At 73.3% G+C, this 12,763-nt stretch carries 8 protein-coding genes; 4 read left to right on the top strand and 4 right to left on the bottom strand.

Going from position 1 to position 12,763, the window contains the following annotated elements:
- Window positions 1-25 precede the first annotated feature (25 nt).
- Window positions 26-922, bottom strand: a complete 897-nt coding sequence (locus ACZ6S5_RS02640; protein ID WP_465997005.1) for a universal stress protein — start codon at window positions 920-922, stop codon at window positions 26-28.
- Window positions 919-3,618: a cation-translocating P-type ATPase gene (locus ACZ6S5_RS02635; protein ID WP_465997003.1), complete on the bottom strand. Its 2,700-nt coding sequence runs from the start codon at window positions 3,616-3,618 to the stop codon at window positions 919-921. The genes ACZ6S5_RS02640 and ACZ6S5_RS02635 overlap by 4 nt, the downstream gene beginning before the upstream one ends.
- A gap of 166 nt (window positions 3,619-3,784) precedes the next feature.
- Between ACZ6S5_RS02635 and ACZ6S5_RS02630 the strand changes: the two genes are divergently transcribed.
- The gene (locus ACZ6S5_RS02630; RefSeq protein WP_465997001.1) at window positions 3,785-4,531 is read left to right on the top strand and encodes a hypothetical protein; all 747 of its coding nucleotides are present in this window, start codon (window positions 3,785-3,787) and stop codon (window positions 4,529-4,531) included.
- 7 nt (window positions 4,532-4,538) lie between these two features.
- Here the strand turns inward: ACZ6S5_RS02630 and ACZ6S5_RS02625 are convergent, their stop codons facing one another.
- Both ACZ6S5_RS02625 and ACZ6S5_RS02620 read right to left on the bottom strand, forming a co-directional pair.
- Complete coding sequence (locus tag ACZ6S5_RS02625) at window positions 4,539-5,804, bottom strand: ROK family transcriptional regulator (protein WP_465996999.1); 1,266 nt, start codon at window positions 5,802-5,804, stop codon at window positions 4,539-4,541.
- 77 nt (window positions 5,805-5,881) lie between these two features.
- Entirely contained in the window at window positions 5,882-6,922 is a 1,041-nt protein-coding gene (locus ACZ6S5_RS02620; protein ID WP_465996997.1) for a LacI family DNA-binding transcriptional regulator, read from the bottom strand.
- Window positions 6,923-7,200: 278 nt separating this feature from the next.
- On the opposite strand from ACZ6S5_RS02620, the gene ACZ6S5_RS02615 reads away from it, so the two are divergent.
- From ACZ6S5_RS02615 to ACZ6S5_RS02605, 3 genes are all read left to right on the top strand, one after another.
- On the top strand, window positions 7,201-8,151 hold the full coding sequence (locus ACZ6S5_RS02615; RefSeq protein WP_465996995.1) for a LamG-like jellyroll fold domain-containing protein: 951 nt from the start codon (window positions 7,201-7,203) through the stop codon (window positions 8,149-8,151).
- A 39-nt stretch (window positions 8,152-8,190) separates the two neighbouring features.
- Window positions 8,191-10,296: a PQQ-dependent sugar dehydrogenase gene (locus tag ACZ6S5_RS02610; RefSeq protein ID WP_465996994.1), complete on the top strand. Its 2,106-nt coding sequence runs from the start codon at window positions 8,191-8,193 to the stop codon at window positions 10,294-10,296.
- Between the two features lie 325 nt (window positions 10,297-10,621).
- A complete protein-coding gene (locus ACZ6S5_RS02605; RefSeq protein ID WP_465996993.1) occupies window positions 10,622-12,667 on the top strand; it encodes a ThuA domain-containing protein in 2,046 nt (681 codons plus the stop codon).
- The last annotated feature ends 96 nt before the right edge of the window (window positions 12,668-12,763 follow it).

Here is a 12,763-nt window from a genome sequence, read left to right as displayed (position 1 = left end):
TCACCCGCGGCCGGCGTGGCCGGGTTCAAGACCGAGCGACGGTTCGTGAGTGCCGCACGATGACCACCGGCGAGTGCGCGTGGTGCAGCACGGCATGGCTGACCGAACCGAGCAGCAGCCCGGCGAGGGCCCCTCGGCCGTGGGCGCCGACGACCACGAGCTGGGCGTTCTTCGACTCCTCGACCAGGGCTGCCGCGGCGGAGCCGCGCACGAGCCGCTGCCGGACCGACACGTCGGGGTACCGCTCGGCGAAGCCGGCGACGGACTCGGCGAGAAGTCGTTCCTCTTCCGCCGCGAGCGCGTCCAGGTCGTAGACCAGCGGCAGCATGTCGCCCGGGGCGACCGGCGTCGGGTAGAGCCAGGCGTGCACCGCGACCAGCGTGGCGCCGCGCCGGGCCGCCTCGTCGAACGCCAACCCGACCGCCTCGGTGGAGCACTCGGAGCCGTCCACGCCGACCACCACCGGACCGTCCGCGCGCGGCTCGCCCCGGACGACCAGCACCGGGCATTGCGCGCGGGCGGACACCTGCACGGTGACCGAGCCGATCAGCAGGCCGGCGAAGCCGCCGAGTCCGCGGTTGCCGAGCACCAGCAGCGCGGCGTCGCGGGCCTCGTCGAGCAGCACCGGGACTGGTGGACCGTCGACCACCGCGCCGGTGACCCGCACGTCCGGCGCCATCTTGCCGGCCTCGGCGACCGCCTCGGCGACGTACCGCTCGGCCGCGTGACGCAGGCCGGCGCTGGCCGGGCCGCCCGGGTCCGGGCCGACCGGTACGCCCATCAACGGCCAGATGAACGCGTGCACGATCCGCAGCGGCCGCTGCCGCAGTGCCGCGCTCCGGGCGGCGCTGCGGACCGCGTCCAGCGCGATCGCCGAACCGTCGACACCCACGAGGACCGGGGCGCCGCTGTCGCTGGTCATGCCGACTCACTCCCTCCGGTTGCCGCTCCACTCGATTCCATCCTGACCTCCTCGGCACCGGTGGCGGGCGCGGTCGCGCCGCCGGTGCCGCCCGATGTCGGCCGCCGGGTGGTCCGGGGCGTCCTGCCGCGCGTCAGCCGCAGCACGAGGCCGGGCAGCGTGCTCACCGCGGCACAGGCCAGCAGCTCCGTCGCGCCCAGCGGCTCGGTGCCGAGCAGGCCCCGCAGCGGCGGCAGCAGCACGCCGGCCACCTGCAGCAGCGCCGAGACCGCCACGGCGGCCGGCAGGGCACGGTTGCGGCGCCGCGCGCCGCGCGTTCGGGGTACCCGTACCGCGAGCGCGACGCCGAGCTGCGCCAGGCCCAGCACCACGAAGACCACCGACTGCCAGGGGCGGTTCCCCTGCGCGGCGAGCAACCCCGCGCCGAGCACCACGGCCGCGATCAGCCCACCGGTGAGCAGCACGTCGCGGCCGAGCCCGGCGCCGAGCACCGACTCCTGCGGGGAACGGGGTGCGCGGCGCAGGATGCCCGGCTCCGCCGGCTCCGCGCCCAGCGCCACCCCCGGCACCCCGTGGGTGAGCAGGTTGACCCAGAGGATCTGCGCCGGCAGCAGCGGCACGGCCAGCCCGAACAGCGGGCCGAGCAGCATCACCGCGATCTCGGCGACCCCGCCGGAGAGGGCGTAGCGCAGGAATCGGCGAATGTTGGCGTAGATCCGGCGACCCTCGCCGATCGCGGTCGCCACGGTGGACAGGTCGTCGTCGACCAGCACGAGGTCGGCCGCCTGCCGGGCCACCTCGGTGCCGCCGCCCATGGCCACCCCGATGTCGGCCCGGCGCAGCGCCGGGGCGTCGTTCACCCCGTCCCCGGTCATCGCCACCACGTGCCCCTGGGACTGCAGCCCGGCGATGATGTCGAGCTTCTGCTCCGGCTGCGTGCGCGCGTACACCCGGGTCCGCGGATGCGCCTGCGCCAGGTCACCGTCGTCACCGCTGGCCAGCGGGTCACCGTCGTGCCAGAGGCCGAGCTGCCCGCCGATCGCGGCGGCGGTGGCCGGGTGGTCGCCGGTGATCAGCACCAGGCGTACGCCGGCCGCGTCGAAGCTGCCGGCGATGTCGGTGGCGCCGGCGCGCAGCGGGTCGCCGATCGCCACCAGCCCGGCCGGGTGCAACCCGGTCGGGCGGGCCGGGTCGGCCGGCGGGCAATCCACGATCGCGGAGGCGACCGCGAGCACCCGCAGGCCCTCGCCGGCGAGCCGGCGCGCGGCGGCGGTCAGCCCGGCGAGCTCCGCCGTGGTCGCGTCGACCAGCGGCGCGGTCAGGACATTCTCCGGCGCCCCCTTGCAGGCCACCAGGTACCGGCCGTCGCACGTCCGGTGCACGGTGGTCATCCGCCGCAGGTCCTGGTCGAACGGGTGCTCCGCGATGCGCGGCCAGGCGGCTCGGGTGCTCTCCGGGTCCAGGCCGCAGCGGGCGGCGAACGCGACCAGCGCCGCTTCGAGCGGGTCGCCGACGGCGGCCCACTCCGGCCGTTCCCCGGTGGGCGGGGCCAGCGTCGCGTCGTTGCACAGCAGCCCGGCCCGCGCCAGCCGGCGCAGTTCCTCCGGCACCGTCACCGGTCGCCCGCGGTGGCGCACCGCGCCGTCCGGCGCGTACCCCCGGCCGGTGACCCCGTACCGGGACCCGTCCCGGGTGATGGCGTGCTGCACGGCCATCCGGCCCTCGGTGAGCGTCCCGGTCTTGTCCGAGGCGATCACGGTGATCGAGCCGAGGGTCTCGACCGCGTGCAGCCGGCGGGGAATCGCCCGTGCCCCGGCCATCCGCCGGGCGCCGAGCGCGAGAGCGAGGGTGACCACGGCCGGTAGCGACTCGGGCACCGCCGCGACCACCAGGCTCACCGCGGTGACCGCCATGTCCACCACCGGCCGGCCGCCGAGCACGCCGATGATGAACACCAGGCCGGACAGCACCACCGCCGCGAGGCCGAGGACCCGGCCGAGGGAGGCCAGCCGGCGTTGCAGCGGGGTGGCGACGGGTCGGGTGGCCGAGACCAGGGCGGTGATCCGGCCCAGCGCGCTCGCCGCTCCGGTACGCGCGACCGTGCCGGTGGCCCGGCCGGTGGTGACCACCGTGCCCGCGCTCACCTCGTCGCCGGCGACCCGCGCGACCGGCACCGACTCGCCGGTCAGTGCCGATTCGTCGAGGTGCAGCCGGGCGGCGTCGGTGAGCAGCAGATCGGCGGGAACCACGTCGCCGGCCTCGACGCGGACCAGATCACCCCGGACCAGGTCGGCAGCGGGCAGGACGAGATCCCGGCCGTCGCGGACCACCCGCGCGGTCGGCGCGGCGAGCCGGTCCAGCGCGGCGATCGCCCGGTCCGCCCGAACTTCCTGCACCACGCCGATCGCGGTGTTGACCAGCACCACCAGCACGATCACCGCGGTGTCCGGGTAGTCCCGCAGCACCGTGGTGACCACCGCGGCGGCCAGCAGCAGCGCGACGAGCGGATCGGTGAGCTGGCGCAGGATCCGGGTGGCCAGGTGCCGGCGGGGCGGCGCGGTCGCGCTGTTGGGACCGTCGGCGCTCAGCCGGGCCGCCGCCTCGGCCGAGTTGAGGCCGGTCACGCTCCTGCGCGTGACGCGACGATCGGTGGGCGGAAGGATCTGGGCCGCACCGGTCACCGGCTGTGCCGCCATCACGCTCCATCCTCCCTGGGCCGCGCCGCCGAACCCTCACTCTCACGTTCGTTCGTCCGGCCCGGGCCCACCAGTGAAGATCGGCACCGCGGACCGGGACCTTGTGCCCTCGGCTCCGCACTGCCGGAGGGCGTTGATCGGTGACCGGATCGGGTACGCGGGGCGAATGGCCGAGATCCTCGAGGACGGTGACATCTACTTCCTCTACCGGCCCCGGGTGGAGGAGGAGCACGTCGACTCGCTGGCCGAGGTGCAGCGGCTGCTGGTGGTGCTGCATCCCTGGCACGGGCGGCACCTGCGGCTGCTGGTGGTGGGGCGCAAGCGGCTGCCCGACGTCGGGGAGCACGACCGTTTCTGGGCGTTCGTCGACGAGGTGGTGGACCGGCCGGAGCAGTTGCACAAGACGTTGCAGGCGCGCCGGTACCGGACCGCGACCCGTGGCGGGCGGGAGCAGCCGCCGGCCCGGCCCGTGGCGGAGGGGGCGTACGTGATCGCCCGGCACGACGACCACACCCATCTCGCCTACGAACTGGAACTGCCGGTGCGTCCCGGTGCGGCGCAGCGCGACCTCGACATCGAGCCGGAGGCGAGCTACATCGTCACGGTCAAGAATCCCCGCGCACCCTCGCCACCCGGCGTCGGGCTCGCCCGGGATCGCAAGGTGCGGCTGCCCGCCGCGCTGCAGGAGCAGTTCCACGGTCGCCGGTTCGCCCCGCTCGATCCGCCCGGCTTCCTCGACCATCCCGGGACCGAGATGGTGCTCATCGGGGCCGCCCACGACGCCTCCGCGGAGCTGCGGATCGACCTGGACGCGGAGGTCGAGCGGGCGGAGCGGAGCACGATCTTCGGAGACCTGCGGATCGGGCGCCGGGAGCGTCCGGTCGCCCCGTTGTTCACCGGCGAGTGGGCCTGAGCCGACGCTACCGGGAGGCGGTCGCGGCGGTGGGCGACGCCGCCGCGCGGGCGAGGGCCCCCAGCGGGTCGGCCATCAGCGCGGAGAAGCCGAGTTCGGCGGCGCCGACGAGGGTGGCGTCGTCGCCGAGCACCGAGGTGCGCAACCGGACCCGTTCCCTGGCGACCGGCAGGACGTTGGCGGCGATGCGGGCGCGGACCGGTTCGGCCATGCCGGGATACACGTCCCGCAGCATCCCGCCGAAGATGACGATGCCCGGGTTGAACAGGTTGATCAGGTTGGCCACGCCGATGCCGAGCCAGTCGCCGACGCGGCGCAGCGCGTCCCGGGCCACCGGGTCACCGCGGTCGGCGTCGGTCACCACGTCACAAAGCGCCTCGCGGCCGATCAGGTCGGCGGGCCGGCGGGCCGCGTCGAGCAGGGCGCGTTCGCCGACCTCCGCCTCCAGGCAGCCGTGGGAGCCGCAGCCGCAGGCCCGTCCGTGGTAGGGATTCACCACCATGTGCCCGAGTTCGCAGCCGTAGCCGCCCTCGCCGTCCAGCAGCTTGCCGCCGACGATGATCCCGCCGCCCACGCCGACGTCGCCGTGCAGATAGATCAGGTTTCGGAAGCCGACACCGGCGCCGCGCTGCTGCTCGGCCTGCGCCCCGAGGTGGGCCCCGTTGCCCACCGACACCGGCAGGCCGAGCCCGAGCCGGCGGCCGAGTTCGGCGCCGAACGCCTGGTCCACCCAGCCCATGTCCGGTCCGTACCGGACCATGCCGTCGCCCGGCCGGATCATGCCGCAGTACGACGCGCCCACTCCCACGCAGACCGAGTCGGGCGGCGCCGCGCCGTGCAGTCGGCGGCCGAAGTCGGCGAGCACCCGGACCACCCGGTCGAGGTCCGCGCCAGCCCGCGGGCGGGGCGCCTGCCGGCGGTCGAGGATGACGCCGCCCAGCCCGACCCGGGCGGCGACCAGCCAGTCCACGGCGACGTCGAACGCCAGCACGTACGCCCGGGCGGCCTCGGGCCGGACCACGAGCGACGGCCGGCCCGCCCGGCCGGTGTCCGCCGGCATCTCCTCGTGGACCAGACCGGCGGCGGTGAGTTCCCCGGTCAGTGCCATGACGGTGCTGCGGTTCACGCCCATCCGCTCGGCCAGCGCGGCGCGCGAGACGGAACCGCCCAGGTGGACGTGTCGCAGCAGCGTGCCGAGATTGCGCCGCCGAATTTCCTCCTGCACCACCCCAACCTCCGCGCGTCGTCCGGTGTCGCACTCCCCGGATCCCATTATCCCGGGCGCAGGTGCTGGTCTGCCGCGACGGCGGGTGTCCCGGGGCCCGCGGCCGTCGTCCGACGGTGCCGGGGTCAGCCGCCGGGTGCGGGGGCGGGGCCGGTCGAGTCGCGGACGATCAGCGTGTGCCCGGTCGGCCGCCGTCGGGGGCGGGTCGCCTTCGGCTTCAGCGCGAGCTGGAGCGCCATCCGCCCCATCTCGGTCATCGGCAGCCGGACGGTGGTCAGGCTGGGCGCCAGGTCGGCGGCGACCGACACGTCGTCGAAGCCGACCACCGACATGCGTTCCGGCACGGCGATGCGCCGGGCCCGCAGGATGGACAGCACGCCGATCGCCATCGCGTCGTTGAGCGCGATGATCGCGGTGCTGTCGGGGTGGCGGCGCAGGATCTGCTCGGCCGCCACCCGGCCACCGTCGCGGGTGAAGTCGGAGTGGACGACGGGCAGTTCGTCCAGGGCGAGCCCGTGCGCGGTCAGCGCGGCGGCGACGCCGGAGAGCCGGTCGGCCACGGTGGTCAGGCCCGGGGTGCCGGCGGCGACGGCGATCCGCCGGTGGCCGAGGGCCACCAGGTGCTCGCCGATGGCGCGTCCGCCGGCCTCGTTGTCGGGTACGACGGCGTCGACGCCGAGGGCGTGCCGGCCGATGACGGCCACCCGGCCGCCGGCGCGCTGGAATCCCGCGAGTTCGGTGCGGGCCTCGGTCTCCACGCGCGGGTCGTCGTAGCCCGAGCCGGCGATCAGAATGATGCCGACCCGCTGCGCGATGAGGTGCCGCAGTTGGCGCAGCTCGTGGTGCGGGTCGCGGCCGGAATGGGCGATCTGGACCAGGAGTCCCTCGGTGGCGGCGACCTCGATCACTCCGCTGGCGATCTCGGAGAAGTACGGGTCGTCGATCTGGTGGACGATCAGGCCGACGGTGGAGCTGGCGCCGCCGGCGAGGTTGCGGGCGTACGGGTTGGCGACGTATCCGAGCTCGCGGGAGACCTGCCGGACGTGGTTGGCGACCTCTTCGCTGACGCCCTCGCGGCCGGCCAGGGCGCGCGAGGCGGTCGCCAGGGAGACGCCGGCGCGTTCCGCCACGTCGGCGAGGCGTAGCCGGGGGCCGGGTCTGGGCATCAGTCACTCCTGAGAAACATTGATCCGCACCGCGCTCTTGCCTGTGGCGTGAGGCACAGCATAGGCTACGTAAGCGCTTACGTAAGCGCTTACGTACACGCTGTGCCGCTGTCCGACCACCGTCCGGCGAGCCTCACTCTCGACGGTCCGGTGGCCTGGCGGCCCACCGTCCCGTCCGGACACACCCCCAACTACACGCGACCCCAGGGCATCGCCACGACCGTCCTGAAAGCGCTTTCGTGAGCCCATCGCGCATCGACGAAGGGAGCACCACCACCATGAGAAGACCCAGCCGAGCCGCGGTCGCGGCCAGCGGCCTGCTGGCCCTGGCCCTGACGGTGGGGGCCACCCCCGCCCAGGCCGACCGCCCCGGCCCGTACGACGTCCACCCCGCCCTCTGGTCGCACCTGGTCGCCATGTACGACTTCGACCACCCGGCACCCGGCGACGCCGCCCTCGAGCAGGACCAGGGCTACTCCGGCACCCAGATCGAACTGGTCAACGGCGGCGCGGCCATGCGGGTGCCCGACGAGGCGTACAAGGGCAGCGGCGACGCCCTGCAGACCGGGCAGGTCAACCCGGCGGTCGCCGGCAACGACGACTGGAAGGCCGGTGTCTTCTCCGCCACCGGCGTGCCGACCCTGAACGCGTTCAGCAGCGCCGAGGGTGCCACCGTCATGGGTTGGTTCAAGCGCGACATGGACGGCCCGGCCCTCAACTCCACCACCGCCAACCCGACGGACCGGTACAACGCGATCGGCCTGGCCGGCGTGCTGACCGGCGACTCCGACGGGCACGCCGTGCGGGCCCTGCTCGAACTCATCGACGTCAGCGGCGAGCTGCGCCTGGTCGCCCTCGGCCGGCGCCTCGACGGTGGCTCCTCACAGACCTTCGCCGCGAGCGAGGACTGGCGGACCCTGCTGCCCAAGGGGGAGTGGGTGCACCTGGCCGCCACCTACGACTTCACCAACGGCACCATGGCGCTCTACCGCAACGGCGAGCCGGTGGACGGCTTCTACACCACCGCCGGTGACCCGTGGAAGGTGTCCGGGCCCGGCCCGCACGTCACCAGCGCCACCGACTCGCGCGGCATCAAGATCGGCGGCAGCTTCCCGCAGAACACCCTTGAGCGCAACCCGTGCGACTGCCGCATGGACGGCCTCATGTTCCTCGACAGCGTCATCCCGGCGAGCGACATCGCCAAGCAGTACCGCTACATGGCCCGCTGACCATCCCTCGGCACCGTCCCACCGAGAAGGAGAACCCGCGTGTTCATTCGCGCTGGCAGCACCGGCCGGCTCCGCAGAGCCGCGCTGACCGCCGGAGTCACTGCCGCCACCCTCGTCCTGTCCACCCTGGTCGCCGCGCCCGCCCGGGCCGCCGGCGCCGTCTACGACCCGATCCCCGAGACGCCGACGCAGTCCCAGCTCGGGCTGGTCCTGCAGGAGTACGCCAGCTTCCCGCAGTCCACCCCGAACCCGGCCCCGGTCGACCAGCGGCTGGTCCGCAAGGCCCGGATCAACACCATCAACGAACTGCCCGACGGCTCCGGCCGCCGCGCGGTGCCGGACCTCAACGGCAACCTCTACTTCGTCGAGAACGGCGTGCCGCACGTCTACCTCGACGTGGCGGCGACGTTCGCGCCGGCGTTCTTCTCCGGTCGCGGCCTCGGCCAGGGCTTCGGGTACGTCGCGTTCCACCCGGACTTCGCGCACAACGGCCGCTTCTACACCATCCACACCGAGCAGGCGTCGCTGGCCACCCGGACGCCGGACTACGCCCAGCCGAACACCATCTACCAGGCCGTGATCAGCGAGTGGACGGCCACCGACCCGGCCGCGGACACGTTCTCCGGCACCCACCGGGAGGTGCTGCGGATCGGCTTCGGTGGCCAGATCCACGGCGTCCAGGAGATCAACTTCAACCCGACCGCGAAGCCGGGCGACAGCGACTACGGCATGCTCTACCTCGCGGTCGGTGACGGCGGGCAGGGCTACCGCAACGGCGACCCGCAGAACATGGGCCTGCCGCACGGCAAGCTGCTGCGCATCGACCCGCACGGCACCGACGCGCCCAACGGCCGGTACGGCATCCCCGCGGACAACCCGTTCGTCGGCAAGGCCGGCGCGCTCGGCGAGATCTACGCGGTGGGCTTCCGCGACCCGCACCGGTTCAGCTGGGACCAGGCCACCGGCCGGATGTTCCTCGGCCACATCGGCGAGCACGCCGTCGAGTCGATCTACGAGGTGCGGGCCGGGGACAACTTCGGCTGGAGCGAGCGCGAGGGCTCCTGGGTCTTCGACAAGACCGCGACCAACCCCTGCGACAAGCTCTACCCGCTGCCGGCCGACGACGCCAAGTACGGCTACACCTACCCGGTCGCCGCGTACGACCACGACCCGGCCCCGGGCTGGAACTGCACCTCGGATGTCGGCGTCGCGGTGGCCGGCGGGTTCGTCTACCGCGGCCACACCCTCCCGCACCTGATCGGCAAGTACATCTTCGGTGACCTGGTAGCCGGCACCGTCCTCTACACCGAGGCCAACGAGATGCGCCGCGGCGAGGGGCTCGCCCCGATCCACCGGCTCGCCCTGTACACCACCGCCGGTGACCTGGTACGCATGCAGGACCTGTCCAGCCCGGGCGCGCCCGGCGACCCGAACCGCGTCGACCTGCGCTTCGGCACCGACGCGGCCGGCGAGATCTACATCGTGGCCAAGGCCAACGGCAAGATCTGGAAGGTGGTCGGCACGAAGACCGTGGCGGAGGGCGATGTGGGCGACGCCAAGGCGCTGCACACCGGCGGCGCGGACAACTGGACGCCGGTGACCCCGTCCAAGTGGCAGTTCGACGGCGACGAGGTGATCCTCGCCGAGGCTGGCGTCAGCCGCCCCGGCCCGCGCCGGCCGTTCGAGTACGCCATCCTCAACAAGGGCCCGGCCTGGTCGTCGGTGCAGATCGACGCCCGCGTACGCCTCGACACGCCCGTCGAGGTCACTAACCGGGACGTGATCATCATCTTCGGCTGGCAGTCGGACACGCAGTACTACTACGCGCACCTGTCCACCGACAACACGATCTACCCGCACAACGGCATCTTCAAGGTCAACAACGCCGACCGGGAACGCATCGACCACCAGTGGAACGGCCGCTCCCGCGGCGCCAACCCGGCGATCACCGACGCCGACTGGCACAAGGTACGGGTCGTGCACCTGCCCGCCACCGGTGAGATCGCCGTCTACGTCGACAACGACCAGGACCCGCTGATGACGGCGAAGGACACCACCTTCACCTCCGGTCGGGTGGGCTTCGGCTCGTTCGACAACATCGGCCGTACGCGTCTGTTCACGGTGACCGGCACGCCGGCCGCCTGACGAACACGAACGACCAGCGCAGGGGCGGCGGCCAGGAGGTCGCCGCCCCTGCCGTTTCTGCTCGGACTTCAGCGTCAACCGTCCGTAACTTCTGATGATTCATCTCAAAGTTTCGTTGTCTCGCATCTAGCTTCCTGCTATTTCCGGGGATAGCGTCTCGCCGAGAGCACATCGCGATTGCTTGGCTCGTCGAGATCCGTCTCCACTTCCTGCCCCGGAGCTGGAAAGGAACCGCATGTCCAGCCACCACCCGCTTGCCAGAACCCGGAAAGCACACCCGTCCCGCCGAGCGGGCGCAGACAGCCGCCGGCGTCTGCTGCGCTTCGTGGTCGCCGCCGTCCTACCGGCCGCGTCCCTGTCCGTCGGCTCGCTCGCCGTCAGTACCCCGGCATGGGCCGCGCCCACCAGCGCGCCGGCCATCCTCACCCCGACCGCCGCTACCGGGACCAACGGCTTCTACCGGGGCCCGGTCACCCTGAACCTGTCCGCGACCGACGAGGTCAACGGTGTCCAGCGCCTGGAGTACCGGCTCGGCAACTCGGCGCCGTTCCAGACCGCGGCGTCCGCGGCCGCCCCGTACCCCGTAAGCCTGGCCGGCTCCGTCCAGATCAGCCAGCAGGGCACCACCGCCGTCGGCTACCGGGCCATCGGCGGCGACGGATCGGTGGAGTCCGTCCGCACCATCACCATCCGGATCGACACCGTCGCCCCGGTGGTCAGCTGGCCGGGCATCGTCGACGGGCACGTCGGCCACACCGCCACCCTGATCCCGACCCGGACCGATCCCGCGCCCGGCTCCGGCGGCGTCTTCATCCATCGCATGTGGGTCGACGGGACCGAGGTCACCCCGCTGCCCGTCACCGCCTCCACCCTGGCCACCGGCGGGCACACCATCAGCGTGGTGGCCAGCGACGCGGCCGGCAACGCCGCCCGTTTCGACCAGGCGTTCGTGGTCACCACGTCCTTCGCCGACCTCGATACCCTCATCGCCGGCTACGTCACCAGCGGCGCACTCGACGCCGCCGCCGGCGACAACCTGCGCGCCACCCTCGCCCAGGCGGCCGGCCTGGCCGAGACAGGCGACAGCGACGCGGCGGCCACCCTGCTCAACCAGTTCGTCGCGGCCGCGCAACGCGCCACCGAACCCGGAGCAGCCCGCGACACCCTGGTCGGTGACGCCCGCTACCTGAAGCAGCAGGTCACCGGCACGCTGCCGGCGGACCCGCTCACCGGCATGACCGTCACACCGGCCACCGGCCCCAACCCGATCCCCGCCGCGACGCCGCTCGCCGCATCCACGAACTTCCCCGACGCCAGCTACCGGGTGCTGTACTTCTCGGCCACCAAGGGCTTCCGCCACGACCACATCCCCGACACCGCCCTGCTCGTGCAGCAACTCGGCAAGCAGTACGGCTTCGACGTCGACATCTGGGATCCGCGGCTGGCCCCCAACTCGCTGCCGAGCACACCGTTCACCTCCGCCGCCGACCTGGCGAAGTACAAGACCATCGTCTTCTCCTCGCCGGTGGACGGCACCAACCCCAACAGCACGCCGGACGCGGACGCCCTCAACGCCAGCGAGCTGGCCGCCTTCCAGGGATACATCCAGGCCGGCGGCGGCTACCTCGGGCTGCACGGGGCGTCCGACGCGATCCACAACGTGCCCTGGTACCGCGACCTGGTAGGAGCGTGGTTCACCAACCACCCCGGCGGCCAGAACGGCGAAGGCACCTGCGGCAGCTGCATCAACGTACGGGTCAACACCGAGGACCCCGCCAACCCGGCCGTCGCGCACCTGCCGAAGACCTGGCTCACCATCGACGAGCTGTACAACTTCGACCACAACCCGCGCGCCGAGGTGCACACGCTGCTGAGCCTCGACGAGTCGTCGTACCAGCGCAGCCTCAACAGCGGCAACGCCGCCACCAACCCGCTGCGGCTGATGAACGGCGACCACCCGATCGCCTGGTGCCAGGAGTACGACGGCGGACGTGAGTTCTCCCTCATCCTCGGCCACGACCGCGCGCAGTACTACCGCGACCCGTTCACTCGGATCCTGCTGGCCGGTATCCACTGGACCGCCGACCAGACCGAGGCGAACTGCTCGACCTACCGGCAGACCCGGACGCTGATCACCGCCCGCGCCGCCGACGGTGCCCTGGACCCCGCGTCCGCCGAGGCCGCCTCCGCGCTGCTCGACGGCGCCCAGGCCGCCTACCTCGGCCGGGACTACAACACCGCCACCACGTCGCTCAACCAGATCATCGCGATCGCCGGTAACCCCGCCGCCGGCAACAAGGCGGCGCGTACCGAACTCGACCGCCAGGCCCGCCAGTTGCGCGACTGGATGCTGACGCTGAAGCAGTCCTGACGCCGTGGGGGGGGGGGGGGGGGGGGGGGGGGGGGGGGGGGGGGGGGGGGGGGGGGGGGGGGGGGGGGGGGGGGGGGGGGGGGGGGGGGGGGGGGG

It is taken from the genome of Micromonospora sp. NPDC051924 (assembly GCF_055586005.1).
This window is presented reverse-complemented; position numbering and strand designations above follow the sequence as displayed.

Coding starts and splice junctions, on each gene's coding strand:
- ACZ6S5_RS02625 (WP_465996999.1), bottom strand. CDS start 5,804: ATGGGATCCGGGGAGTGCGACACCGGACGACGCGCGGAGGTTGGGGTG.
- ACZ6S5_RS02615 (WP_465996995.1), top strand. CDS start 7,201: ATGAGAAGACCCAGCCGAGCCGCGGTCGCGGCCAGCGGCCTGCTGGCC.
- ACZ6S5_RS02640 (WP_465997005.1), bottom strand. CDS start 922: ATGACCAGCGACAGCGGCGCCCCGGTCCTCGTGGGTGTCGACGGTTCG.
- ACZ6S5_RS02635 (WP_465997003.1), bottom strand. CDS start 3,618: ATGGCGGCACAGCCGGTGACCGGTGCGGCCCAGATCCTTCCGCCCACC.
- ACZ6S5_RS02620 (WP_465996997.1), bottom strand. CDS start 6,922: ATGCCCAGACCCGGCCCCCGGCTACGCCTCGCCGACGTGGCGGAACGC.
- ACZ6S5_RS02630 (WP_465997001.1), top strand. CDS start 3,785: ATGGCCGAGATCCTCGAGGACGGTGACATCTACTTCCTCTACCGGCCC.